21 protein-coding genes are annotated in these 24,478 nt (G+C 67.0%); 10 read left to right on the plus strand and 11 right to left on the minus strand.

Annotation, left to right across the window (positions count from 1 at the left end):
- Positions 1-13: 13 nt before the first annotated feature.
- From WJ16_RS30665 to WJ16_RS30675, 3 genes are read left to right on the plus strand one after another with little or no spacing between them, the layout of a single operon-like run.
- Positions 14-481: a DUF4019 domain-containing protein gene (locus WJ16_RS30665; protein ID WP_069260712.1), complete on the plus strand. Its 468-nt coding sequence runs from the start codon at positions 14-16 to the stop codon at positions 479-481.
- Between the two features lie 26 nt (positions 482-507).
- The gene (locus WJ16_RS30670; RefSeq protein WP_069260713.1) at positions 508-1,644 is read left to right on the plus strand and encodes a DUF2827 family protein; all 1,137 of its coding nucleotides are present in this window, start codon (positions 508-510) and stop codon (positions 1,642-1,644) included.
- 25 nt (positions 1,645-1,669) lie between these two features.
- Positions 1,670-3,649 carry an FkbM family methyltransferase gene (locus WJ16_RS30675; protein WP_069260714.1) on the plus strand — a complete coding sequence of 660 codons (1,980 nt, stop codon included), beginning with the start codon at positions 1,670-1,672 and terminating at the stop codon, positions 3,647-3,649.
- A gap of 99 nt (positions 3,650-3,748) precedes the next feature.
- Here the strand turns inward: WJ16_RS30675 and WJ16_RS30680 are convergent, their stop codons facing one another.
- The 3 genes from WJ16_RS30680 to WJ16_RS30690 all read right to left on the minus strand — a co-directional run bounded on the left by WJ16_RS30680 (position 3,749) and on the right by WJ16_RS30690 (position 6,992).
- Positions 3,749-4,165, minus strand: a complete 417-nt coding sequence (locus WJ16_RS30680; RefSeq protein WP_069260715.1) for a hypothetical protein — start codon at positions 4,163-4,165, stop codon at positions 3,749-3,751.
- Positions 4,166-4,257: 92 nt separating this feature from the next.
- Complete coding sequence (locus WJ16_RS30685; RefSeq protein ID WP_069260716.1) at positions 4,258-5,061, minus strand: EAL domain-containing protein; 804 nt, start codon at positions 5,059-5,061, stop codon at positions 4,258-4,260.
- A 788-nt stretch (positions 5,062-5,849) separates the two neighbouring features.
- The gene (locus WJ16_RS30690) at positions 5,850-6,992 is read right to left on the minus strand and encodes a DUF2827 domain-containing protein (protein WP_069260717.1); all 1,143 of its coding nucleotides are present in this window, start codon (positions 6,990-6,992) and stop codon (positions 5,850-5,852) included.
- Between the two features lie 315 nt (positions 6,993-7,307).
- On the opposite strand from WJ16_RS30690, the gene WJ16_RS30695 reads away from it, so the two are divergent.
- Positions 7,308-8,006 carry a methyltransferase domain-containing protein gene (locus tag WJ16_RS30695; RefSeq protein ID WP_069260718.1) on the plus strand — a complete coding sequence of 233 codons (699 nt, stop codon included), beginning with the start codon at positions 7,308-7,310 and terminating at the stop codon, positions 8,004-8,006.
- A 126-nt stretch (positions 8,007-8,132) separates the two neighbouring features.
- Here the strand turns inward: WJ16_RS30695 and WJ16_RS30700 are convergent, their stop codons facing one another.
- From WJ16_RS30700 to WJ16_RS30725, 6 genes are all read right to left on the minus strand, one after another.
- The gene (locus tag WJ16_RS30700) at positions 8,133-10,247 is read right to left on the minus strand and encodes a phosphocholine-specific phospholipase C (protein WP_069260719.1); all 2,115 of its coding nucleotides are present in this window, start codon (positions 10,245-10,247) and stop codon (positions 8,133-8,135) included.
- Between the two features lie 42 nt (positions 10,248-10,289).
- Entirely contained in the window at positions 10,290-10,493 is a 204-nt protein-coding gene (locus tag WJ16_RS30705; protein WP_069260720.1) for a hypothetical protein, read from the minus strand.
- A 324-nt stretch (positions 10,494-10,817) separates the two neighbouring features.
- Positions 10,818-12,815 carry an acetyl-CoA carboxylase biotin carboxylase subunit gene (locus WJ16_RS30710; RefSeq protein ID WP_069260721.1) on the minus strand — a complete coding sequence of 666 codons (1,998 nt, stop codon included), beginning with the start codon at positions 12,813-12,815 and terminating at the stop codon, positions 10,818-10,820.
- A 45-nt stretch (positions 12,816-12,860) separates the two neighbouring features.
- A complete protein-coding gene (locus tag WJ16_RS30715) occupies positions 12,861-13,646 on the minus strand; it encodes an enoyl-CoA hydratase/isomerase family protein (RefSeq protein ID WP_069260722.1) in 786 nt (261 codons plus the stop codon).
- Between the two features lie 19 nt (positions 13,647-13,665).
- Entirely contained in the window at positions 13,666-15,273 is a 1,608-nt protein-coding gene (locus WJ16_RS30720) for a carboxyl transferase domain-containing protein (protein ID WP_069260723.1), read from the minus strand.
- A 31-nt stretch (positions 15,274-15,304) separates the two neighbouring features.
- Positions 15,305-16,486 carry an isovaleryl-CoA dehydrogenase gene (locus WJ16_RS30725; protein ID WP_069260724.1) on the minus strand — a complete coding sequence of 394 codons (1,182 nt, stop codon included), beginning with the start codon at positions 16,484-16,486 and terminating at the stop codon, positions 15,305-15,307.
- A 170-nt stretch (positions 16,487-16,656) separates the two neighbouring features.
- Between WJ16_RS30725 and WJ16_RS30730 the strand changes: the two genes are divergently transcribed.
- Positions 16,657-17,403, plus strand: coding sequence for a TetR/AcrR family transcriptional regulator (locus WJ16_RS30730; protein ID WP_069260725.1), 747 nt, complete (start codon positions 16,657-16,659; stop codon positions 17,401-17,403).
- Positions 17,404-17,469: 66 nt separating this feature from the next.
- Here WJ16_RS30730 and WJ16_RS30735 read toward each other — a convergent pair whose 3' ends face one another.
- Positions 17,470-17,958: a MarR family winged helix-turn-helix transcriptional regulator gene (locus tag WJ16_RS30735; protein WP_039339640.1), complete on the minus strand. Its 489-nt coding sequence runs from the start codon at positions 17,956-17,958 to the stop codon at positions 17,470-17,472.
- A 199-nt stretch (positions 17,959-18,157) separates the two neighbouring features.
- Between WJ16_RS30735 and WJ16_RS30740 the strand changes: the two genes are divergently transcribed.
- From WJ16_RS30740 to WJ16_RS30760, 5 genes are all read left to right on the plus strand, one after another.
- Positions 18,158-19,237 (plus strand): aromatic ring-hydroxylating dioxygenase subunit alpha, encoded by a 1,080-nt coding sequence (locus tag WJ16_RS30740; protein ID WP_069261238.1) that lies wholly within the window; start codon positions 18,158-18,160, stop codon positions 19,235-19,237.
- Positions 19,234-20,199, plus strand: a complete 966-nt coding sequence (locus WJ16_RS30745; protein WP_069260726.1) for a PDR/VanB family oxidoreductase — start codon at positions 19,234-19,236, stop codon at positions 20,197-20,199. Before WJ16_RS30740 ends, WJ16_RS30745 begins: the two co-directional genes overlap by 4 nt.
- Before the next feature lie 48 nt (positions 20,200-20,247).
- Positions 20,248-21,309 (plus strand): aromatic ring-hydroxylating dioxygenase subunit alpha, encoded by a 1,062-nt coding sequence (locus WJ16_RS30750; RefSeq protein ID WP_069260727.1) that lies wholly within the window; start codon positions 20,248-20,250, stop codon positions 21,307-21,309.
- Between the two features lie 155 nt (positions 21,310-21,464).
- Positions 21,465-22,808, plus strand: a complete 1,344-nt coding sequence (locus tag WJ16_RS30755) for an MFS transporter (protein ID WP_069260728.1) — start codon at positions 21,465-21,467, stop codon at positions 22,806-22,808.
- A gap of 98 nt (positions 22,809-22,906) precedes the next feature.
- Positions 22,907-24,001: a porin gene (locus tag WJ16_RS30760; RefSeq protein WP_069260729.1), complete on the plus strand. Its 1,095-nt coding sequence runs from the start codon at positions 22,907-22,909 to the stop codon at positions 23,999-24,001.
- Positions 24,002-24,025: 24 nt separating this feature from the next.
- On the opposite strand, the gene WJ16_RS30765 is transcribed toward WJ16_RS30760, so the two are convergent.
- Positions 24,026-24,472 carry a hypothetical protein gene (locus WJ16_RS30765; RefSeq protein WP_069260730.1) on the minus strand — a complete coding sequence of 149 codons (447 nt, stop codon included), beginning with the start codon at positions 24,470-24,472 and terminating at the stop codon, positions 24,026-24,028.
- Positions 24,473-24,478 lie beyond the last annotated feature (6 nt).

The raw sequence follows: 24,478 nt of genomic DNA on the forward strand, positions 1-24,478 counted from the left end.
TCCGGACTCCGACATGAGCACACGCACGACCCTCACCCGCGCCAAATGGCTGATCGGCTGCGCCGTCGCGTCGATTGCGATCGGCGCGCATGCGCAATCGTCGGGCGAATCGGCCGACGCGCTGCTCCGCGACTCGGATACGGTGTTCAAGCAGCTCGACGCCGGTCAGTACGGCGCAGTGTGGACCGACGCCGCCGCGTTCGTGAAGGCGCGCATCAAGCAGGACCAGTTCGCGGCGGACATGCAGCATGCCCGCCAGTCGCTCGGTGCGGTCAGCCGTCGCGGCTGGGCGCAGATCACGCGCATTCGCTACACGAATGCCGCGGCGATGCCCGACGGGCTCTACGCGAACCTCGACTTTGCGACGACGCTCACGAGCGGCGCGACCGTGTTCGAGAAGCTGAGCTTCCGCCTCGAAGACGACGGCCGCTGGCACCTGACGGGCTACGTCCCGCGCCAATCGCAGAATTTCGCGCAATAAGCCGCGCGCCCCACGGAGCCGCCCCGATGAAACTCAATGTCGCGATAACGATGAACGTGCAGCGCGACGCGACCCAGTCGATCTGGTACAACGGCGCGAACCAGCACTGCGTGTACCTGTACATGCTGCTGAAGCGCTCGCCGCTGATCGGCGAGGTCTGGCTCGCGCACGACGACGGCATCACCGACTATCCGCAAGCGCTGATGATGGACGCGTTCGGCGACGCGCTGCGGCCGCTGTCGAGCGTCGTCCACCAGACCGACCTGCTGATCGAGATGAACGCGTTCATCGATTCGACCCACACGGACGCCGTGCGCCGGCGCGGCGGCAAGTGCGTGTCGTACCGCTTCGGCAACGACTACGTGATCGCGGTCGAGACGATCAACTTCGAGAAGAACCAGTGGCGGCCGAACCCGAACCGCGTGCAGTTCGACGAGATCTGGACCAACCCGCAGCACATGCATACGTGCGCCGCGTATTTCCAGGCCGTCTATCGCGCGCCGGTGATCGAGCTGCCGCACATCTGGTCGCCGTATTTCATCGAACGCAGCCTCGACGCCGATCCTGAACTAAAGGCACGCTTCGGCTACCGCAACCACGGCACCGCGAAGCGCATCGCGTTCTTCGAACCGAACCTGAACGTCGTGAAGAGTTCGATCGTGCCGATGCTTGCCGCGAACGCGTGCTACGTCGAGCATCCGGAGCTCGTCGAGCACGTGTTCATGACCAACACGTTCGACAAGAAGGAAAACGTCGCCTTCAAGCATCTCGCGCTCGGGCTCGAAATGGTGCGCGACGGCAAGGCGACCGCCGACGTGCGCGCGCCGTTCGTCGCGTGGGCCGCGCATCACACCGACATCGTCGTGTCCCATCACTGGGAAAACGGCCTGAACTACCTGCTGTACGACGCGCTGTACGGCAACTATCCGCTCGTGCACAACTCGCCGTTCCTGCGCGACGTCGGCTACTACTACCCGGACTTCGAGATCTTCGACGCGGCGCGTGCGATCGCGACCGCCGCGCAGACGCACGACGCGCGGCTCGACGACTACGCGGCCGCGGCCCGCCGCTGCCTGCACCAGGTCGACGCGCTCGCCGACCACAACGTCCACGCGTATTCCGCGCAGATCCGGCAGTTGTTCGCCGACCGCGCGCTCGGCTGACCTCATTCGTCCACACTACCGCGCCATGAACCAGGCCGTCCGCAATTTCGTCGTGATCGATTCGATTCACGGCCCGTTCGTCATCAACCGGCATTGCGCGTTCCAGGCCGAGGCGCTGATCAAGACCGGGCGGCCGCACATCCAGGGCGAGCTCGACGCGATCCTGAGCGTGATCGATCAATTGCCGGACGATGCGATCGCCGTGGACGGCGGCGCGAATGCCGGGCTCGTGTGCGTGCCGATCGCCCACCGATTGCGCCCGCGCGGCGGCCGCGTCTACGCGTTCGAGCCGCAGCGCACGCTGTGCCATGCGCTCGGCGGCACCCTCGCGCTCAACGAGCTCGACAACGTGCATCTGCTGAACATGGGACTTGCCGGCACCAACGGCACGATGAAGGTGCCCGACGTCGATTACGGGCGCGACGCCGACTTCGGCGTGGTCTCGCTCGTCGACGCGCATGCGGAAGGCGGCACGCCGACGCCGGTCGTCACGCTCGATTCGCTCGGCCTGCCGCGGCTGGATTTCCTGAAGCTCGATGTCGAGGGGATGGAGATCGATGCGCTGCGCGGCGCGCGCCGGCTGATCGAGACGCATCTGCCGTGGTGCTGGATCGAATACTGGAAAGTCGGCGAGGCGCCGATCCTCGCGACCTTTGCCGGCCTCGACTATACGTTCTACCGGGCCGACACGCTGAACCTGCTGTGCGTGCCGAACGCACGCTGGGACCGGCAGCGGCTGACCATCTCGCTCGAACCGGTCGCGATCGATACGACGGCCGAAGCCGACATACAGCCCCCGGCAGCGCCTGCCGCCAACGTCGATGCCGACGCGCCCGAAACGAACTGGAACCGCGCGCTCGACCACGAATCGCGCTGCGAGTGGGGACATGCGATCGCCCGCTGGCAACGCGCGCGCGGCCGCGGGCTCGACGACGATGCAATCGCGCTGCAGCTCGCGTCGTGCTACGGCTTCGCCGGTGCGCCCGACGCCGGGCTCGCGGCGCTCGAACACTTCGGCGATACGGACGCGCTGCCCGATGCAACGCGCGGCCGCATCGAGCTGGCGCGCTCGGCGCTGCTGCTGCGCGCTGGTCGGCGTGCCGAAGCGGCCCGCGCCACCATTGCAAGCGAAAACGTCCTGACGGCCGCACAGTTCGGACTGCCGACGGAGCGGCTCTACCGCGGCCAGCCGCTGCGGGGCAAGCGGCTGCTGGTGCTCAGCTACGGCGGGGTCGGCGACCAGCTCCAGTACGCGCGCTACCTGCACGCGCTCGATACGCTCGGCTGCACGGACGTGACGGTCGTCGTGCCGGACGCGCTGACGGGCCTGCTGCGCCACACGTTCCCGCACATCGAATTCATCGGCGCACACGGCGCGTGGGTCGACACGTCGCAGATCGCGCACGACTACTGGTGCTCGTTCCTGGTGCTCGCCGCGGAGTTCGGCTACGCACCGGCGCCGACGGGATCGTCGGCGCCCTACCTGTCTTGCCCGCCCGAGCACGTGGCGGCGTGGCGCGAACGCGTGTCGCGCGACGGCCATGCCGCCGGCACGCGCCGCATCGGGCTCAACTGGCGCGGCCGCGACGAAAGCGATGCGCGCTTCCATCGCGCGGCCAGCCTGCGCGACCTCGCTCCGCTGACGCGGCTGCACGGCCACGCCGCGTACTGCATCAATCGCGACCTGTCCGCGCAGTCCGAACAGTCGGAGCTGCCGGTGACGTTCCCGCATCACGCGATCGGCGATTTCAGCGACCTGGCGGCGCTGATGCTCGCACTGGACGCCGTGGTGACCACTTGCACCGCGCACATCCACTTAGCCGGCGCGCTCGGCGTGCCGGCCGTCCTGCTGCTCAGCCCGAAAGCCGACGCACGCTGGGAAACCGGCTCGCGCACCGCGCTCTATCCGGGCATCCGGATCGTGCGCGCCGCGCACGTCGGCAAATGGGACGACGCGGTCGACCGCGCGATGGCGTTCGTGCTCGGGGGATTCGGGAAGGATTGATCGATTCGCCGCGGGCCGGGCGCTGCTGCGTGCCGATGAGGTCGACGCAGGCCGCGCGCCTCGCGCCGTGCCTCGGCCCGTGACCGGTGTGACCGGCCGCTAGACCGGCACCCGATTGCCGCTCTGCGCGGCGAACGCACGACCGTGCCGCCGCCCCGTGCGCGCGAGTGCCGCGAAACAGCGCGCCGCCGTCGGGCTCGCGCCGCCGGATTGACTGGCGAGGCTGTCGGTGACGCCGCGCGCGATCGCCGAATCGTCGCCGCATGCGCCGGCGATGACGCCCGCGTAATAGTGCCGCGCCGCCAGTTCGCGGGCGCCGGCGTCGAGCGGCTTCATCCGCCGAATGCGACGCGCAACGGCTGCCAGGCCGTCGAGATACGGCGCGACGTCGATCGGCACCTCGGGCGATTCGGTGCCCAGTTGCCGCAGCATGTCGGCCAGCTCGGCGATCGCGACGAGATCGCGCGCACCGCCCGCCTGCGTGCCTGTTCCGCCTCCGGCCTTCGTCCCCGCCATGCCCACGCCCCTTTGCGATTCGTCCCGGCCACGCGCCGGCCACGCCCGATACCGGCGTGCGTCATGCACGCCACTTCGCCGGTTCCCCGCCGTCAAGCGGCGGCCGGCGACCGCCATGAAAAACGGATGCCCTGCGCCCACGCGACGCCGGCGTCCACGAGGATCTGCCGGTCGCTCTCGCTCTCCACGCCTTCGACGACGACGTGCCGCGCCCCTTCATGCGCGAACGCGATCAGCCTGCGGAACTGGTAGCGCCCGATCGCGTTGCGCTTGATCATCGACAGGATCGACCGGTCGAGCTTCACGATGTCGGGATTGCCGACCACCAGGTTGTTCAACGCGCTGAAGCCGACCCCGAAATCGTCGATCGCGATCCGGCATCCGGCCCGCTGGAAGCGGTTCACGAACGAGCGCCCGGCGACGGGATTTAGCGGCCCCGTCTCCGTGATTTCGACCACCAGCCGCGCCGCGACCGACGGCTCGCGCTCGAGCCGCCTGAAGATCGCCAGCCACCCGTCGTCGACGACCGCGCTCGCCGCCGTCACGTTGCAGCCGAACACGGCCGCCGGATCGGCACGCAGCGCGTCGATCGTTCGACCGACCACGAGCCGGTCGAACCACCGCATCAAACCGAGCGCCTCGAGGCGCGGCAGGAACGCGACCGGCGGCAGCGCGTCACGCTCGCCCCAGCGCAGTCTCGCCAGGCATTCCCGGTACAGCACACCACCCGACAGGTCGGCGCGGCATACCGGCTCTTGCGCGAACCCGAGCCGGCTTTCCACGAAACTGCGTACCGACGCGAGGTCGGGATGATCGTCGGGTGCACCGAACACGACATCGATTTCGTCACGCTGCGCTTCCCGATTCGCCTCCAGGCGAGCTTCGACCGCATTCATCCGGCGCTCCGGCAAATGGCGAGCCGCCAATCGCGGCTCGACCTCAACAAACATTGCGGAGCAAGTCGACCTTCACGCGCTCCGCCGCCTACCCGGCCCATCCTGTCATGTCGATCTTTTCCGGGAGCGTACTTTTCGCTTCGGCGCGCCGTCAAATTCGATATTTTTCAACGATATTCAATTAGTGGAAATAAACCATACGCGCGCGATATCGATTGTGCGACAGGTCACACTAACGCAAATTGCGGAATCCAGATCGAGATGCCGTTTATTCTTTTTACCTAAACATCTTGACCTGAATCAATTATCCCGCCATTCACGCATCGCGCAAATCAGGAAATATCCAATTGATCGGATAAATAGCCGTTCGGGACGTATCGCCTTCACTCGCGGCCAGGCCCGCCGCGAAGCCCGCCAGCCGGCTCATCCGGCGCCAAAGATCGTCCGCCGCCCGTCATTCGATCATCGCAGCACTCAATCTCCATGCTGCAAACCCATTATTAAAAATGGAAACCGAATCCAGACGTTTCCAATCGATAAAATCGACTTTAATCATATGATGATTATCGATTGAAACATGTTTAACAATCTTTAAGACTTGTTAACCTCTAAAATGATTTCTGACGGACTTCCCTCGGAGCCGTCAATTTCGTGCCTTCAAAACCGTCGAACCAATCGGGTTCGGCGGTTTCTTTTTTAACGGCACCATTTCGTCAGACATAAAGGCGGACCAATCCCGATGGCAGGCTGCGGTGCAACGACATGCGCCGCGAGCAAATCGGGAGGACTTATGCGGCCGACACGCCGATCAGGCTCGCGAGCAGCGCGTCGTATTCGGCGACGAGCGCCGGATTCGCCGACGTATAGCGGCCGAGGATCTCGCGCTGGCGCCGCGTGTACGCTTCCCAGTCGTCATCGTGCGTATGCAGCGCGCGCAGCAGCGCCGCGGCGCCCTGCTCCACGTCGTTGTCCGGATAGTAGTAGCCGAGATCGGGAGCGAGGCTCGCGTTGTGCACGAGCGGATAGCCCTGCCAGCACACGTCGAAATAGAAATAGTTGAGCGGATTCGACCATTGGTGCGACACGACGATATCGGTCAGGTCGGCCAGGAACAGCGGCGTCTCGAAGCGCCCGACGAAGCTCGCCTTGCCCGCACGCACGATGTCCAGGTAGTTCATCAGCATCACGAACTCGGGGCTGCCGTGCGCGAGGCGATCGGCGTTCGTCACGTGCGTGAAGCAGATCGCGTCGGGCTCGCGCCGATACACTTCGTCGATGATCAGCATCGGATACACGCAGAACTTCACCACGTCGTGGTTCGGCTCCATCACGGTCAGCCGCTTGCCGGGCTCGCTGCGCGGCCGGTACTCGCCGCGCTCGGGCAGCGACGCGGCGCGCGCGCTCAGGAACATCGGATCCCACACGAACGGCACGACGCGCCCCGGGCAGCGGCGCATCGACTGCAGGAACGGCAGCGACGACGGCGCGATCTGCGGAATCGCCCACACCTCGTCGTAGCCGCGGTTGATGAACAGCGAATCCCACAGCCGGCGGCCGAACAGCATCGATTCCATCACGTTGATGTACTCGACGCCGCAGCAGTAGCTGACGAGCTTCGCGCCGCGCGCCTTCACGTAGGCCGTCTGCTCCGCGTTGATCTGGCCGCCGAGTTCGATCACCACGTCGAGCGCGTCCTTCATGTCGTCGAACGTGCGCGTGTCGAATACGCTGCGATCCCACGGCAGTGCATCGGTGAGCGGCACGTCGGTTGTGTTGACCAGCGTCACGCGGTAGCCGTGCGGCGACGCCATCAGCAGCTTCGCGAGAAACAGCGCGTTCTGCTTGATGCCGTTGATCCACAGGCTTTCGTCGGGGGCACGCAGCCCGATCGTGATACCGATGCGCAGGCCGTTCAGGACAGGGGACGTCATCGTCGGCGGGATGGAAGATTGAATGGGGCTGGAATGAACGCAGTGTAGCGCGCGATGCGCGGCCCGCGTCAAGCGGCGCGCGGCAACCCGGCATTTTAGCGGAGCTCCGGCCGCATACTGTCAGGGATGGTCAGCACGGGGCCGGCGCAGGTGAATCCGAGCAAGATGGCTCGGTCGCGCCGTCGGGCTGCCGCCGGGTGCCGGGCGGCAGCGGCATCCAGGGCGGGCTGCTGCGCCGACGCCGCGATTTCCGGCGGTAAACGCCGCCGGGCGACTACAATCGATTCCTCGAACCCGCCGTCATCGGAGATCAGCTTGGAACAGATCGGGTATTCGTGGCCGACCTTCGATCGGCTCACTCAGCATCTCGTCAAGTCGATCGCCCCGACGAATATTCTGGATATCGGGGCCGGAGGCGGCAAATACGGGCGCCTGCTCAAGCAGGTCGTGCCGGATTGCCGTTTCACGGCGCTGGAATGCGACGAGAACACACATCCGCTCCTGCGCGAGAACGGCTACGACGACATCGTGTCCGCCGTCAGCGACACGCTTTACGAACGAGCCGGCGACACGTACGACACGGTCATTCTGGGCGACGTCATCGAACACATGCGTCACTCGCACGGTCGCGATCTGCTGGAATTTCTCAACTATCGATCGCGATACATCATCATCTCGACCCCCGAGTGCATGCCGATGAACGGCGCGTCGTTCTTCGAGAGCCACAACTCCGTATGGCGGCCCGATTCGTTCACGTGGCATGACTACTGGGCGCACCAGCAATGCGGCATCATGCACTTCTACCTGCTCAGAGGGCACCTCGACTGGCACGCGCCGCGGCTTGATTCCCTCGTGAATTCCGCGAACGCGTCGAACCTGTTCAACACGCGCACCAACGACGGACAGGACGCCACGGACGAAAAACACCGCCAGCCGGTCAACCTCACGCTCCATGACTCGCGGTACATGGAACACGTCGATGGCGACCAGTACGCGGTATTTCGCCCGATGTGATTTCGCGGAGGTGATTCACGATGAACGACAAAGGCGCCATGACGCGCCTTCGTCACGATCGAAGCACCACGCGCGGGCCCGATCGTTTGCCGGCGAACCCGCCGGCGCCCCGCACACAAACGACCGTCAGATCGCCGCAATCGTCGGCGCGACGGCCGCCGGGTCGGTGACGCTGGGCTTGCCGGTTTCCACGTGCCCCGCGATGCGGCGTGTCCAGCCTGCGTTCCCCGCCACCGCGAACTGCAGGTCGTACCAGTGGCTGCTGCACGACAGATCCCAGTGCGCTTCGATGCGCTGTCCCGCCGGCACCGTCAGCGTGCGCGGGGCCCCGCCGTACGCGACATCGGTCGCCGTGACCGTGAGCGTGCCGGTACCCGCGTTGGCGATCGTCACGTACACGTCGCCGTTGGCGGTGTCGTAGCACGGCGTGATTTCAGGCTTCGCGCCGGCATCCGCGACGGCCGACCCCGCGAAACGCCGGAAATAGCCGTTCGGCCCCCACACGCTCACGAGGTAGTTGCCGTTCGCGTCGAGCGCCCACGTATCGGTCAACTGCTTGCCCGCTTCGACCGTATAGCGGCGCGGCATCGCGGTCGCGTCGCCGGTATAGACCCAGAAATGCGCGCCCTGCGCACCGGTGTTTGCGAACGTCAGCGCATAACCCTGCGCCTGCAACTGGCCGGTGACGTGCAGTTCGTACGGCAGCGCGCGCGCCGGCCGCGTGCCGGGCTCCTGCGCCGTCACGACCTGCTGCGCGGTGCTGGCCGGCGCCGTCTGCGACGACGCGCGCGAGCATTGCAGGTCCGCCTGCGCGACATACGCCTGCGTGTTCGGCAGGGTCGGCAGCGTCGTATCCGATTTCGAGAAGTCGAGCGCCGACGTCAGGTCGCCGCAGATCGCACGGCGCCACGGCGAGATGTTCGTTTCCATCACGCCGAAGCGCTTCTCGATGAATTGCAGCACCGACGTGTGATCGAAGACCTGCGAGCAGACGAAACCGCCCTTCGACCACGGCGACACCACGAACATCGGCACGCGCGGGCCGAGGCCGTACGGCAGGTTGTCGGCCGTGTACGTGCCCGTCTGCGTCGAAGTCACGACGTTGTGCCGTTCGAGCGACACGTCCACGGTGCTCATGCCGGAGCCCGGCAGCGTCGGCGCCGACGGCGGCACGACGTGATCGAAGAAGCCGTCGTTCTCGTCGTACATGACGAGCAGGACGGTCTTGCTCCAGACGTCCGGATTCGACGTCAGCGCATCGAGAATCGTCGACAGGTAGTACGCGCCGTACAGCGGCGTGAACTTCGGGTGCTCCGAATACGCGGCGGGCGGCAGCAGCCACGACACCTGCGGCAGCGCGTTCGCCTGCACGTCGGCCTTCAGCTGCGTGATCGGGCGCGTGCTCATCCCGCGCGTCTGCAGCGACGAGCCGGCCGGCGCATTCACGAAGTTCTCGAAGCACGCGAGCATGTTCGTGCCGTAGTTGCCGGTGAAGTTGTCGAATCCGGTGCCCTGCTGGTAGATCTGCCACGAGATGCCCGCTTTCTCGAGACGCTCCGGATACGTCGTCCAGCTGAAGGGCGGCAACTGGATCTTGTCGAACTGATTGTCGATGTAGTCGGTGTTGTCGAGCAGCGGGCCGCCGCCCGTGCCCAGCGGGTCGACCATGCCCGTCATCAGGTACATGCGGTTCGGGTGCGTGTTGCCCGGAATCGAGCAGAAGTAGTGGTCGCACACCGTGAACGCATCCGCGAGCGCGTAGTGGAACGGGATGTCGTCGCGGACGTGGTAGCCCATCGTCATGTTCGACTTCTGCACCGCCCACTGGTCCGCGCGGCCGTTGTCGATCGCGCCGTGCGTCGTCGCCCACGTATGCGGCAGACCGCCGATACATTGCGCGTTGACACCCGGGTTGGTCGTGTCGTAGCGGAACGGCGCGATCACGCTCGTCTTGTCTTCCTGCCGCGGCTGGAACCACACCGGCTTGCCGTTCGGCAGCGTGACCGGGAAGCGGTCGTTGTAGCCGCGCACGCCGCTCAGGTGACCGAGATAGTGGTCGAACGAGCGGTTTTCCTGCATGAACACGACGATGTGCTGGACATCCTGGATCGTGCCCGTCACGGTGTTCGGCTCGATCGCCAGCGCCTTGCGGATCGATTCGGGCAGCAGCGCGGTGGCGGCGGTCGCGCCGGCGAGGCCGGCGGAGAACTTCAGAAAATCGCGTCGCGAATGGGTGGCCATGCGGGTAGCTCTTGATTGGATTTCTGGTGGAAACGACCGGGATCAGGAAGCGGGCGACGACGCAGGCGCGGTGAAACCGGGCGGGCAGCGCATCTGCGCGGTGGCGACGACACCGCCACCGCACGCGGCCTTCTGCTGCGCGACGGGCGCGGCGGGTGCGGTCAGGTCGTCGTTGCACGCGCCGAGGACGGCGGTCAGCGCGATCAGACCGACGACCGCGAAAGGCCGTAGGGCCGACTTTCGCATAACGTCTCTCCGTGGATGTGACGACATGACACGGGCGCGGGTGCGCGCCGGTCATGTCGACGGCGAGATGCTAATAACGACGTATTACACGATGGTGTCGCGCCACGACGCGAGCCGCGTGCACGCAGACGCGGCTCGCGCAGTGGCGGAAGAAAGAGAAAGCGCAAGGCGCGTAATGCAATCGAAAGATTCGCATTGCTTCGTTTTTTTCGAAGCGACCGAAGCCGGTCCGTCGCAATACAGGCCATGCAACGAACCGCGAAGCGTCATTTTACGGGCCGGCGGCCGCAGCAGCCAGCCCGCATGCAGCGAAGCAGGCGACGCTCAGCCTTGCTCCATCATCAGCAACTGCGCACCCTCCGCGACCTGGTCGCCGACGCCGTACAGCACTTCCACGACGACGCCCGCGCTCGGCGCGCCGATCGTGTGCTCCATCTTCATCGCTTCCATCACGATCAGCGGCGTGCCGGCTTCGACTTTCTGGCCGGGTTCGACCAGCACCGCGATCACCTTGCCGGGCATCGGTGCGGTCAGACGCCCGCCGCCCTGCTCCGCGTCGCCCGCATGCGCGATCAGATTGCGCCATTCGAACGTGTCGGCCGCGCCCTGCGTGAACACGTGGAAGTTGTCGCCGTCCGCATACACGCGGCCGCTGCTGCGCAGGCCGCCGAGCGTCACGTCGAAATCGAGCGGCGTGGCGCCGCGCGTCCATGCGAACGGTTGCGCGGCGTCACCCTGGATCGCAATGCGCGCACCGGCGCCGTCGTCCTCGTACGTGACCGTCACGTCCGCTTCGCGCTCGACCGCATGCCATTCGAGCGTACGGCGATAGCCGCCGTTCAGCCGCCAGTCCGGCAATGCGCGCCACGGTGACGCCCGCTCCGTATCCACACCGCGTTCGCGCGCGAGCAACGCGGCGCACGCCAGCGCCAGCGCGGCACGCGGCGGCTGTTGCGGCGCGAACAGCGCGTCGTGGTTGCGCTCGATCAGGCCCGTATCGAGATCGGCCGTCGCAAACGGTTCGCACGCGACGATCCGCTGCAGGAACGCGGCGTTCGTATGCAGGCCGACCACCTCGCACGCGCGCAGTGCGCGCAGCATCAAGCCCAGCGCTTCCGCACGATCCGCGCCGTGGACGATCAGCTTCGCGATCATCGGGTCGTAGAACGGCGTGATCGCGTCGCCTTCGCGCACGCCGCTGTCGACGCGCACCGGCGCGCCGATGTCGAACTCGACACCGGCCGGCAACCGCAGGTGCTTCAGCGTGCCCGTCGACGGCAGGAAGCCGCGCGCCGGGTTCTCCGCATAGAGGCGCGCCTCGAGCGCATGGCCCTGCACGCGCAGTTCTTCCTGTTTCAGCGGCAGCGGCTCGCCCGACGCGACGCGCAGTTGCCATTCGACGAGGTCGAGCCCCGTGACCATTTCGGTGACCGGATGCTCGACCTGCAGGCGCGTGTTCATTTCCATGAAGTAGAACGCTTCGCCCGTCATGATGAATTCGACGGTACCCGCGCCGACATAGCCGACCGCACGCGCGGCCGCGACGGCCGCCTGGCCCATCGCCTCGCGCACGTCTTCATGCAGGCCCGGCGCCGGCGCTTCCTCGAGCACCTTCTGGTGGCGTCGCTGCACCGAGCAATCGCGATCGAACAGGTACACGGTATTGCCGTGCGTGTCGCCGAACACCTGCACCTCGACGTGGCGCGGGCGCGTCAGGTATTTCTCGATCAGCACGCGATCGTTGCCGAAGCTGCTCGCCGCTTCGCGCTGGCACGACGCGAGCGCCGCCGGGAAGTCCTCCGAGCGCTCGACCACGCGCATCCCCTTGCCGCCGCCGCCCGCGCTCGCCTTCAGCAGCACCGGGTAGCCGATCTCGTCGGCTTCGCGATGCAGGCGGGCCGCATCCTGATCGTCGCCGTGATAGCCGGGCACGAGCGGCACCGCCGCCGCGTGCATCAGCGCCTTCGCGGCGGCCTTCGAGCCCATCGCCGCGATCGCGTCGACCGGCGGCCCGATGAACACGATGCCGGCCGCGTCGCACGCTTGCGCGAAATCTTCGTTCTCCGACAGAAAGCCGTAGCCGGGGTGGATCGCCTGTGCGCCGGTCGCGCGCGCGGCTTCGATGATGCGCTCGATGCGCAGATAGCTGTCTGCCGCGGCCGAACCGCCGATGTGCACGGCTTCGTCGCACGCGGCCACGTGTTTCGCGTTCGCGTCCGCGTCGGAATAGACGGCGACGCTCGCGATCCCGAGACGTTTGCACGTCGCGGCGACGCGGCATGCGATTTCGCCGCGGTTGGCGATCAGAATCTTGTCGAACATGGCTTCGATGTCGTCCGGAAAGAGGGAATCACGCGCGCGGCGCGATCATTCACGCCACGACGGCGTGCGCTTTTCGAGGAAGGAGGCAATCCCTTCGCGCGCTTCCGCGCCGGCGCGGGTGCGCGCGATCCAGTCGGCGGTCTGCTCGATCAGCGCGGCGTCGAGCGGGCGGCCGGCCACGTCGGCGACGAGCCGCTTGCACGCCTTCACAGCATCGGGGCCGTTCGCGACGAGCGTCGCGGCCAGCTTCGCGACCGCGTCGTCGAGCGCGTCGGCCGGCACCGCGTCGTGAATGAAGCCGAGCGACGCCGCACGCGCGCTGTCGAACACCTCGGCCGTCGTGAAGTAGCGGCGCGCCGCGCGCTCGCCCATCGCGCGCACCACGTACGGCGCGATCGTGGCGGGGATCAACCCGAGCCGCGCTTCCGACAGGCAGAATTTCACGCCGTCGGCGGCGATCGCGATGTCGGCCGCCGCGACGAGACCGACGCCGCCCGCATATGCGTCGCCATGTACGCGTGCGATCACCGGCTTGCCGCAGCGATGGATCGCCTCGAGCATCCGCGCGAGCTTGCGCGCATCGGCACGGTTCTCGTCGTCCGAGTAACCGGCCATCTTCTTCATCCAGTTCAGGTCCGCGCCCGCGCAAAACGCCGCGCCTTCCGCGGCGAGCACGATCGCGCGCACCCCTTCGTGCGCGTCGAGCCACTCGAACGCGGTGGTCAGCTCGGCGATCGTCGTCTCGTTGAACGCGTTGCGCACGTCGGGACGCGCGAGCGTGACGGTCGCCACGCGGCCGGCTTCGCTTACCTTGATCGTTTCGTATCGCATCGTTCAGCCCTCCCGGCCGTTACATGCGGAACACGCCGAAGCGCGTCTCGTCGATCGGCGCGTTCATCGACGCGGCGAGGCCGAGCCCGAGCACGTCGCGCGTCTGCGCCGGGTCGATCACGCCGTCGTCCCACAGCCGCGCGCTCGCGTAGTACGGATGGCCCTGGCGCTCGTACTGGTCGCGGATCGGCTGCTTGAACGCGTCCTCTTCCTCCGCCGACCACGAGCCGCCCTTCGCCTCGATGCCGTCGCGGCGCACGGTGGCCAGCACCGACGCGGCCTGCTCGCCGCCCATCACCGAAATGCGCGCGTTCGGCCACATCCACAGGAAGCGCGGGCCGAATGCGCGGCCGCACATCCCGTAGTTGCCGGCGCCGAACGAGCCGCCGATGATCACCGTGAACTTCGGCACCTTCGCGTTCGACACGGCCGTCACCATCTTCGCGCCGTGCCGCGCGATGCCTTCGTTCTCGTACTTGCGCCCGACCATGAAGCCCGTGATGTTCTGCAGGAACACGAGCGGAATCTTGCGCTGGCAGCACAGCTCGATGAAATGCGCGCCCTTCACCGCCGATTCCGAGAACAGGATGCCGTTGTTCGCGACGATCCCGACCGGGTGGCCCCAGATGTGCGCGAAGCCCGTGACGAGCGTCGTGCCGAAGCGCGCCTTGAATTCGTCGAACTCGGAATCGTCGACGATGCGCGCGATCACCTCGCGCACGTCGAACGGCTTGCGCGTATCGACCGGAATCACGCCGTACACGCTCTTCGCGTCGTAGCGCGGCGGTTTCGGCTCGCGCAGCGCCACCGGCGACGCGATCTTCGGCGCGAGATGCCCGACGATGCTGCGCGCGATCGACAGCGCATGCGCGTCGTTCTGCGCGAGATGGTCGGCCACGCCCGACAGGCGTGTGTGGACGTCGCCGCCGCCGAGATCCTCGGCGCTCACTTCCTCGCCGGTCGCGGCCTTCACGAGCGGCGGCCCGCCGAGGAAAATCGTGCCCTGCTCCTTCACGATGATCGACTCGTCGCTCATCGCCGGCACGTATGCGCCGCCCGCCGTGCACGAACCCATCACGACGGCGATCTGCGCGATTCCCGCCGCCGACATCGTCGCCTGGTTGAAGAAGATGCGGCCGAAGTGGTCGCGATCGGGAAACACGTCGTCCTGGTTCGGCAGGTTCGCGCCGCCCGAATCGACGAGGTACACGCACGGCAGCCGGTTTTCCGCGGCGATTTCCTGCGCGCGCACGTGCTTCTTCACGGTGACCGGGTAGTAGGTGCCGCCCTTGACCGTCGCGTCGTTGCACACGATCACGCATTCGCGGCCGGCAATGCGGCCGATCCCGGTGATGATGCCCGCGCCCGGCGCGTCGTCGTTGTACATGCCGTTCGCGGCGAGCTGCGAGAACTCGAGGAACGGCGCGCCCGGATCGAGCAGTTGCGCGATGCGCTCGCGCGGCAGCAGCTTGCCGCGCGCCAGGTGCTTGTCGCGCGCGGCCTGGCCGCCGCCCTGCGCGAGCTGTTCGATCTTCGCGCGCAGGTCGGCGACGACCGCCTCGAGCGCGGCGGCATTCGCGCGGAAGTCTTCCGAGCGCGGGTTCAGTTTCGATTCGATGATCGGCATCGACGAGGCTCCGTTCGCGTGACGTGGGGCGTTACATCGTTTCCGCGAACAGCTCGCGGCCGATCAGCATCCGGCGGATCTCGCTCGTGCCGGCGCCGATCTCGTACAGCTTCGCATCGCGCCACAGGCGCCCGACCGGGTATTCGTTGATGTAGCCGTTGCCGCCGAGGATCTGGATCGCCTCGCCGGCCATCCACGTCGCCTTCTCGGCCGTGTAGAGGATCACGCCCGCGCAATCCTTGCGCACCTGGCGGAGGTGGTCGCTGCCCGCCGAATCGAGATGGCGGCCGACCGCGTACAGGTACGCCCGGCATGCCTGGAACGTGGTGTACATGTCGGCGACCTTGCCCTGGATCAGCTGGAATTCGCCGATCGCCTGGCCGAACTGCTTGCGGTCGTGGATATACGGCACCACCGCGTCGAGGCACGCGGCCATGATGCCCGTCGGGCCCCCCGACAGCACCGCGCGCTCGTAGTCGAGCCCGCTCATCAGCACCTTCACGCCGCCGTTGAGCTGGCCGAGGATGTTCTCCTCCGGCACCTCGACGTCCTGGAACACCAGCTCGCCCGTGTGCGAACCGCGCATGCCGAGCTTGTCGAGCTTCTGCGCGACCGAGAAGCCCTTCATGCCCTTCTCGACGATGAACGCGGTGATGCCGCGCGCATTCGCTTCGACGTCGGTCTTCGCGTAGACCACCAGCGTGTCGCAATCGGGGCCGTTGGTGATCCACATCTTCGTGCCGTTCAGCACGTAGCGGTCGCCGCGCTTGTCGGCGCGCAGCTTCATGCTGACGACGTCGGAGCCGGCGTTCGGCTCGCTCATCGCGAGCGCGCCGATGTGTTCGCCCGATACGAGCTTCGGCAGGTATTTGCGCTTCTGCGCGTCGGTGCCGTTGCGGTGGATCTGGTTCACGCACAGGTTCGAGTGCGCGCCGTACGACAGGCCGATCGACGCCGACGCGCGCGAGATCTCCTCCATCGCGACCATGTGCGCGGTGTAGCCCATGTTCGCGCCGCCGTACTCCTCGGCCACCGTCATGCCGAGTACGCCGAGATCGCCGAACTTCTTCCACAGATCCATCGGAAACTGGTCGGTGCGGTCGACCTCCGCCGCGCGCGGCGTGATTTCCTTCGCCGCGAACGTCGCGACGGCGTCGCGCAGCATCTCGATGTCTTCACCGAGCATGAATTGCACACCGGGCAGGTTGATCATGTCTCCTCCGTCTCCAGAAAGTGGGTGGCACTCACCGATTTCTGAGTTTCGCTCAAATCGAATGAATGCATCGATTCATTGACCAATACGGCGTAAATTTCGCACAGTTTCGCGCGTCGCCCGGTTCGGCGTCAATAGTTTTTTGAGTGGCACTCAGATATCATGCGGGAATGACAGCCGAACCCGCCGACACCATGACCGCCACCGTCAAAGCCGACCGCGCCGACACGTCGCGCGCGCCCGCCGGGCGCAAATCCCAGCAACGCGTGCAGGACATTCTGCGCGCCGGCCGGGAAGTGTTCGCCGAAAAAGGTTACGAGCATGCGACGGCCGCCGAGATCGCGCAGCGCGTGGGGGTATCGGAGGCGACGGTGTTCAGCTACTTCCGCGGCAAGCGCGAGCTGTGCGCGCGCGTGATCGCGGATTGGTACGACGAAAACATCGCGGCGTTCGAGGAAGGGATGCCGCAGGACGCGTCGGTGCAGCAGCAGTTCGCGTTCATCGTGCGCACCCACCTGCGGCTGATGCTGGTGAACGGCACGGGCCTGTGCGCGCTGGTGCTGTCGGAAGGTCGCGCGAAGCAGCATGCGCTGAGCGACGAGCTCACCGCGCTGCAGCGCCGCTACACGGCGCCGCTGATGGACGTGCTCGCGCGCGGGCAGGCGGCCGGCCAGGTGCGCACCGACCTGCCGCTGAGCCTGCTGCGCTCGATGGTGTTCGGGCCGATCGAGCACGTGCTGTGGGACGCGATCCTCGGGCACCGCAAGCTCGATACGGAAACGACGGCCACGCAGCTCGTCGACATGCTGTGGGCCGCCGTGCAGCCGCCGGCGCCGGAACAGGCGGCGCTCGTGCGCTTCAGGAACGACGTAGCCGAAGCCGTGCGGCGGCTGGAAGGCGAAAGCACGCGCCGGTGACGCGCGGCGGCGGGCAGCACGCCCGCCCTCGGCGCCGCTTTGCCGCCGGCGCAGGATTCGAAGCGGCTATGACTCGTCGCCGACGCGCAGCGGCGCGCGGCTCTGCTCGTTGTTCAAATGGACGAACTTGCGCAACAGGCGCATCAGTTCCTGCGAATCGTCCTCTCCCATGCCGTCGAACAGGCCGGCACGCAGCTCCTTCACCGACGGAATCAGGTGAGTGAGCAGTTCGACGCCCGCCGGCGTCAGCAGCAGGCGGCGCTGACGCCGCGGCAGCACTTCGCGCACGATCAATCCTTTCGCCTCGAGCCGGACCGCGAGATCCGCGGTCGTCGACGTGTCGAGCGCGACCCGCTGCGCGAGCGTCACCTGATCGAGCCCCGGGCACTCGTAGAGCATCCGCAGCACCGCGTACTGCACCGGCGTCACGTCCCGGCCCAGCTTCTCGTAGAACATCGCAACCGCGATCTGGTGCGCGCGCCGGATCAGATGCCCGGGTTCGTCGTACAGATCGAGCGGGAAAACCGGCAGGTCGGCGGGATTGGTTTTTTCCATGAATGAGTCGATGACATAAGCGGCGCGTGCCGGTTGCACGCGCCGACGGCATGGCGCTGCCTCGCGCCATTTCCCGGGAAAACCAGTATACCGCCCGCCTTGCCCCAGCCAATCTCAATGAGTACACTGAATCTCATTCAGTACACGGAATGAAGAGATGCCGCGTACCGGCGGCATCGACCTGATGGAGACGACGAACGTGTTTCTCAAGAATGCTTGGTACGTGGCATGCACGCCCGATGAAATCGACGGCAAGCCGCTCGGCCGCAAGATCTGCAACGAATCGATGGTGTTTTACCGCGCGGCGGACGGCCAGGTCGCCGCGCTCGAGGATTTCTGCCCGCACCGCGGCGCACCGCTGTCGCTGGGATTCGTGCGCGACGGCGTGCTCGTGTGCGGCTATCACGGGCTGGAAATGGGCTGCAACGGCAAGACGGCCGGCATGCCGGGCCAGCGTGTCGGCGGGTTTCCGCCGATCCGCAGCTTCCCGGCGGTCGAGCGGTACGGATTCATCTGGGTCTGGCCGGGCGACGCGTCGGCTGCTGATCCCGCCAAGCTGCCCGCGCTGGCGTGGGCCGAGGATCCGGCGTGGGCCCATGGCGGCGGCCTGTATCACATCCGGTGCGACTACCGGCTGATGATCGACAACCTGATGGATCTCACGCACGAGACCTACGTGCACGCATCGAGCATCGGCCAGAAGGAAATCGACGAAGCGGCGCCGAAGACCACCAGCCACGGCGACGAAGTCGTCACGAGCCGCTTCATGGAAAACGTGATGCCGCCGCCGTTCTGGCGGATGGCGCTGCGCGGCAACGGACTGGCCGACGACGTGCCGGTCGACCGCTGGCAGATCTGTCGCTTCTCGCCGCCGAGCCACGTGATGATCGAGGTCGGTGTCGCGCATGCGGGCCACGGCGGCTACGACGCACCGGCCGACCTGAAGGCGTCGTCGATCGTCGTCGATTTCATCACGCCCGAGACGGACACGTCGATCTGGTACTTCTGGGGGATGGCGCGCAACTTCCGGCCCGACGATCACGCACTGACCGCCGAGATCCGCGAAGGCCAGGGCAAGATCTTCGCCGAGGATCTCGAGATGCTCGAGCGCCAGCAGCTGAACCTCGACAAATGGCCGGACCGCAAGCTGCTCAAGCTCAACATCGACGCCGGCGGCGTGCTGTCGCGCAAGGTGATCGAGCGGCTGCTCGCCGACGAAAATGCGTCGAGCCCGCAGCGGCCCGTGATCCCGGTCACGCCGATCTCGGAGGCATCATGAGCGCCGCGACGCTGACGGTCCGCGTGGCCCGCAAGTGGCAGGAAGCGCGCGACATCTGCGGCTTCGAATTCGTCAGCGACGACGGTTCGCCGCTGCCGCGCTTCGACGCCGGCGCGCATATCGACGTGCATTTGCCGGGCGGCCTCGTGCGCCAATACTCGCTGTGCAATCACCCGGAACACGGCGATCGCTATCAGATCGCGGTGCTGCGCGATCCCGACGGTCGCGGCGGGTCGCGCGCCATTCACGACGAGATCCGGCAAGGCGATACCGTGCAGATCGGCGTGCCGCGCAATCAGTTCGCACTCGCCCCCGACGCGCCGCATCACCTGTTGCTCGCGGGCGGGATCGGCGTCACGCCGATTCTCTGCATGGCGGAACGGTTGTTCTCGTCGGGCGCCGCGTTCGACATGCACTACTGCGCGCGCTCGACCGACCGCATGGCCTTCGTCGAACGCATCGACGCGGCCGGGTTCCGCGATCGCACCCGCCTCCACGTCGACGACGGCGCGCCCGAGCAACGCTTCGACGTCGCCGCCGTGCTCGCCGCCGCGCCCGAAGGCACGCACCTGTACGTGTGCGGCCCGCGCGGCTTCATGGATGCGGTGCTGAACGCCGCGCGCGAGCGCGGCTGGGCCGACGACCGGCTGCACTATGAGTTCTTCGGCGGCGCGGTGGCGTCGTCGGGCTCGGACCGCGCGTTCCAGGTGCGGATCGCGAGCAGCGGCCAGGTGATCGACGTGCCGGCCGAATGCACGGTCATCGCGGCGCTGGCCGCGAACGGCGTCGACGTGCTGACGTCGTGCGAGCAAGGCGTCTGCGGCACGTGCGTGACGCGCGTGCTGCAAGGCGAGCCCGATCATCGCGATGCGTACCTGACCGACGACGAAAAAGCCGCCGGCGACCAGTTCATGCCCTGCTGCTCGCGAGCGCGAAGCGACCTGCTGGTACTCGATCTGTAGACGGACCGCCCGATACGCGGCGGCCAAACACAATACTGGAGACGAACCATGGAACGACACGCCGGACCACCGTTTAATAGTGCGAAATTTCCCGTCGACCGCTGGTGGGTCGCCGCGCTGTCGTCCGAGCTGACGGACCAACCCGTCGCCCGCACGCTGCTCGGCCATCCGGTCGTCCTGTTCCGGCTGCCGTCCGGGGAAGTCGGCGCGCTGGAGGATCGCTGCTGCCACAAGTCGCTGCCGCTGTCGTGCGGCTCGCTCGAAGCGCGCGGCCTGCGCTGCGGCTATCACGGGCTGCTGTTCGACCACAGCGGTGCATGCGTGGAGATTCCCGGGCAAGACCGGATTCCGGCCAAGGCGTGCGTGTCGTCGTATCCGGTGCAGGAGCAGGACGCGATCGTATGGATCTGGATCGGCGCCGACGCGCAGGCTCGACCGACCTGCGCGCCGCCGCGCTACGCGTTCCACGGCGATCCGCACTACCGGTTCGGCGGCGGCCGCTACCATTACGACGCGCCGTATCAACTGATACACGACAACCTGATGGACCTGAGCCACCTCGGTTACGTCCATCTGAAAACGATCGGCGGCAACGCGCCGCTGCACATGGGCGCGGAAACCCGCGTCAGCAGCGACGGCGACACGGTGACGCTGGTGCGCCGGATGCCGGATTCCGAGCCGCCGCCGACCTACACGGCCGCATGGCCGTTCGCGGCGCGCGTCGATCGCTGGCAGGAAATCGAGTTCCACGTGTCGCACATCCGGATCTGGACCGGCGCGATGGACGCCGGCACCGGCGACCTGCACGATCCGGCCCGCGGCGGCTTTCACATGCGCGGCTTCCACGGCATCACGCCAGAGACCGAAACGACCACGCACTACTTCTGGACCGTCGCGACCAATCCGCAACACGACGTCGAGCGCGTCGCGCAAACGGTCATCGAGCAATCCGCGGCGACGTTCGACGAGGACAAGACCGTGATCGAAGCGCAATACCGGAATCAGTTGCGGTTTCCGGACGGTCGCCAGATCGACATTCACGTCGACGCGGGCCCCAATCGCGCGCGGCGCGTGATCGAGCGGCTGCTGCGGCAACCCGAACCCGCGTAAGCATCGCGCCTGCCCGCCAGCGACGCGTGCCGGCCAACGCGGGTATTCCCGGAGATGCCCGCCAGCGCGCGCATTCACCTTTATCCCGTCCGCTGCCGCAGGCTTCTGGTCCATCCCTTTTGATTAGTCCTACTATTTTATGAAGGATCTTTGACGTGAGCGCACCTATCCGCAATACGATCGACGAATCCCCGATGAGCGCGTTCCAGACGATGGCGGTCACGGCCTGCATCGTGCTGAACATGCTCGACGGCTTCGACGTGCTGGCCGTCGCGTTCGCCGCGCCGCACCTCGCGGCCGAATGGAAACTGAGCGGCAAGGAAATCGGCCTGCTGCTGAGTGCCGGGCTGGCCGGCATGGGCGTGGGCTCCGTGCTGATCGCGCCGCTGGCCGACCGCGTCGGCCGCCGGCGCATCATCCTGCTCTGCCTCGCGGTGATCTCGTCCGGGATGCTCGCGTGCGCGGCCACGCACAGCACGCTGCAACTCGCGATCGCACGCGCGTATACGGGGCTCGGTATCGGCGGCATGCTGGCGAGCCTGACCGTCATCAGCGGCGAGTACGCATCGAACAAGTGGCGCAGCGCCGCGATCGGCATGCAGTCGACCGGCTACGCGATCGGCGCCACCGCCGGCGGCGTCGTCGCCGGCTATCTGCTGTCGACGTGGGGATGGCGCAGCGTGTTCGCGTTCGGCGGCATCCTGACCTTGCTGTCGATCCCGATGGTGCTCGCGCTGCTGCCGGAATCGCTCGACTTCCTGCTGGCGAGGCGCCCGGACGACGCGCTGCAGAAAATCAACCGCATCCTCGCGAGAATGAAGCGCGCCCCGATCGACGCGCTGCCGGCCGCCGCCCTGTCCATCGACACGGCAGGCCCCGCGTCGGGCTGGACCGCCGTGCTGCGCGCGCCGCTCACGCGCCGCACGATCGCGTTGTGGGTCGCGTTCTTCCTCGTGATGGGCAGCTTCTACTTCGTCGTGAGCTGGACGCCGAAGCTGCTGGTCCAGGCCGGCCTGTCGGCATCGCAGGGCGTCACCGGCGGCGTACTGCTCAACCTCGGCGGCATTGCGGGCGCATCGCTCTTCAGCCTGCTGTCGACGCGCTTCGGCCTGCGCAACTTGCTGGGCGCGACACTGCTGCTCGGCGGTGTGCTGATGGTCGTGTTCGGCGCGAACACGGGCTCGCTCGGCATCGGGATGACCGTCGCGGTATTCCTCGGCGCCGTGATCAATGCGTGCGTGGCCGGCATGTATGCGCTGTCGCCGACGCCGTACCCCGCCGAAATCCGCACGACCGGCATCGGCCTCGCGGTCGGCATCGGCCGCCTCGGCGCGATCCTGTCGCCGATGACCGTCGGTGCGCTGCTGGACGACGGCTGGTCGGTGTCCCATCTCTATCTCGCGTTCCTCCTGCCGATGGCCGGCGCGGCAGTCGCCGTCACCCTGGTGGGTACGCGCACCGCGGCGCCGCACCGGCAACGCGACCCGGCGATGCCGTAACACGCGACGCCCGCAGTCTCGCCGACACCCGTCGGCCGCCCGGAATAGCCGGGCACTAAAAAAATATCAGTACATCTACATACTGTTTGGAGACAGTCATGAAAACGAAACTGGGCGTCGCACTCGCGACGGCGATCGCGCTGGCCGGACCGGCCTGCGCGCAAAGCAGCGTCACGCTATACGGGATCATCGATACCGGCGTGTCCTACTACAACAACGCCGCGCACGGCGGATCGTTCACGGGCATGCCGACGCTGACCGGCGAAGTGCCGTCACGGTGGGGGCTGAGAGGCATGGAGGATCTCGGCGGCGGCTACCAGGCGTTCTTCGTGCTCGAAAACGGCTTCCAGCCCGGCACCGGCGCGCTGAACTACGGCGGGCGACTGTTCGGGCGGCAGGCGAACGTCGGGCTGAACGGTCCGTTCGGCGCACTGACCCTCGGCCGCCAGATGAACATGTCGATGATCGTGCTGACCAATGCCGACGTGATCGGCCCGTCGATTCATTCGATGGCGGATTTCGATTCGTATCTGCCGAACGCGCGCAGCGACAATGCGATCGGCTACAAGGGCACGTTCCACGGCGTGACGCTCGGCGCCACCTACAGCTTCGGCCGCGATGCGGCCGGGCCGGCGGGGCCGTCGGCGACCGGCTGCGCCGGACAGGTGCCCGGCGACATCGTCGCCTGCCGCCAGTACACGGCGATGCTCGCATACGACGCGAGCAATTTCGGGCTCGCCGCGTCGCACGACGTGATGCGCGGCGGCGGCGGCGCGCTCGCGCCGCTGAACAATCCGGCGTACACCGACACGCGCGACATCGTCGCCGGTTACGTGAAGATCGGCCCCGCGAAACTGGGCGCCGGGTGGATCCGCCGCAACCTCGCGGCGGCCGAACACCTGCAGGCCGACATCGTATTTGCCGGCGGCACGTACTACGCGACGCCCTACCTCGCGCTCGACCTGCAGGGCGTACGCTACCTGCAACGCCGCGAAAACAGCGAAGGCGGCACGAACGCCACGCTGCTCGTCGGCCGCGCGAACTATTTCCTGTCGAAGCGGACGACCGTTTATACGTCGGTGGGCTACATGTTCAACAGCACGCTGGCCGCGAACGCGGTCGCCGCCGGCGGGACGGTCGGCACCGGGATGAATCAGCTCGGCGTGATGGCCGGCATCCAGCAGAAATTCTGAACGCGGGGCGGCGCCCGCGCCTGCTCAGTTCGCGAGCCGGCAATGCGATAGCTTCAACCCCGGCAGCACTGGCGCATCGACATAGCCCTCGTTCACGCAGCTGAAGCGGAACCCCGCCGACGTGACGAACGGCTTGATCTCGCCGCCGGGGAATTTCGGCTTCAGCGCAGCCTGGTCGGCTACGTCGAAATGCGTGTCGAACTGCTCGCCGTCGGCGGTCAGCGCGCCGAAGTACGTGCCGCCCGGGTCGCTGCCCATCCGGATCACGGCGCCGACGAACGCGAGGCGCTTGCCGTCGTATTTCGTCTTCGCGGCGGCCATGTCCTGTGTATACGCCTCGATCACGGCGCCGTAGTGCGCGTCGATCGCGGGTTCGGCGTCCGACGCGGCGCGGGCGGTCTGGTGAACGCCCGCCAACATCGCGCAGGCGGCAAGCGCGGCCGCCGCGAACGGTGCGGAAATCTTTTTCATGGATGG

It is taken from the genome of Burkholderia metallica (genome assembly GCF_001718555.1).
Classification (GTDB): Bacteria; Pseudomonadota; Gammaproteobacteria; order Burkholderiales; family Burkholderiaceae; genus Burkholderia; species Burkholderia metallica.

What these genes read in the sequence shown, in the direction of transcription:
- WJ16_RS30665 (WP_069260712.1), top strand. Translation starts at nt 14, where the DNA reads ATGAGCACACGCACGACCCTCACCCGCGCCAAATGGCTGATCGGCTGC.
- WJ16_RS30670 (WP_069260713.1), top strand. Translation starts at nt 508, where the DNA reads ATGAAACTCAATGTCGCGATAACGATGAACGTGCAGCGCGACGCGACC.
- WJ16_RS30675 (WP_069260714.1), top strand. Translation starts at nt 1,670, where the DNA reads ATGAACCAGGCCGTCCGCAATTTCGTCGTGATCGATTCGATTCACGGC.
- WJ16_RS30680 (WP_069260715.1), bottom strand. Translation starts at nt 4,165, where the DNA reads ATGGCGGGGACGAAGGCCGGAGGCGGAACAGGCACGCAGGCGGGCGGT.
- WJ16_RS30685 (WP_069260716.1), bottom strand. Translation starts at nt 5,061, where the DNA reads ATGAATGCGGTCGAAGCTCGCCTGGAGGCGAATCGGGAAGCGCAGCGT.
- WJ16_RS30690 (WP_069260717.1), bottom strand. Translation starts at nt 6,992, where the DNA reads ATGACGTCCCCTGTCCTGAACGGCCTGCGCATCGGTATCACGATCGGG.
- WJ16_RS30700 (WP_069260719.1), bottom strand. Translation starts at nt 10,247, where the DNA reads ATGGCCACCCATTCGCGACGCGATTTTCTGAAGTTCTCCGCCGGCCTC.
- WJ16_RS30705 (WP_069260720.1), bottom strand. Translation starts at nt 10,493, where the DNA reads ATGCGAAAGTCGGCCCTACGGCCTTTCGCGGTCGTCGGTCTGATCGCG.
- WJ16_RS30710 (WP_069260721.1), bottom strand. Translation starts at nt 12,815, where the DNA reads ATGTTCGACAAGATTCTGATCGCCAACCGCGGCGAAATCGCATGCCGC.
- WJ16_RS30715 (WP_069260722.1), bottom strand. Translation starts at nt 13,646, where the DNA reads ATGCGATACGAAACGATCAAGGTAAGCGAAGCCGGCCGCGTGGCGACC.
- WJ16_RS30720 (WP_069260723.1), bottom strand. Translation starts at nt 15,273, where the DNA reads ATGCCGATCATCGAATCGAAACTGAACCCGCGCTCGGAAGACTTCCGC.
- WJ16_RS30725 (WP_069260724.1), bottom strand. Translation starts at nt 16,486, where the DNA reads ATGATCAACCTGCCCGGTGTGCAATTCATGCTCGGTGAAGACATCGAG.
- WJ16_RS30730 (WP_069260725.1), top strand. Translation starts at nt 16,657, where the DNA reads ATGACAGCCGAACCCGCCGACACCATGACCGCCACCGTCAAAGCCGAC.
- WJ16_RS30735 (WP_039339640.1), bottom strand. Translation starts at nt 17,958, where the DNA reads ATGGAAAAAACCAATCCCGCCGACCTGCCGGTTTTCCCGCTCGATCTG.
- WJ16_RS30745 (WP_069260726.1), top strand. Translation starts at nt 19,234, where the DNA reads ATGAGCGCCGCGACGCTGACGGTCCGCGTGGCCCGCAAGTGGCAGGAA.
- WJ16_RS30750 (WP_069260727.1), top strand. Translation starts at nt 20,248, where the DNA reads ATGGAACGACACGCCGGACCACCGTTTAATAGTGCGAAATTTCCCGTC.
- WJ16_RS30760 (WP_069260729.1), top strand. Translation starts at nt 22,907, where the DNA reads ATGAAAACGAAACTGGGCGTCGCACTCGCGACGGCGATCGCGCTGGCC.
- WJ16_RS30765 (WP_069260730.1), bottom strand. Translation starts at nt 24,472, where the DNA reads ATGAAAAAGATTTCCGCACCGTTCGCGGCGGCCGCGCTTGCCGCCTGC.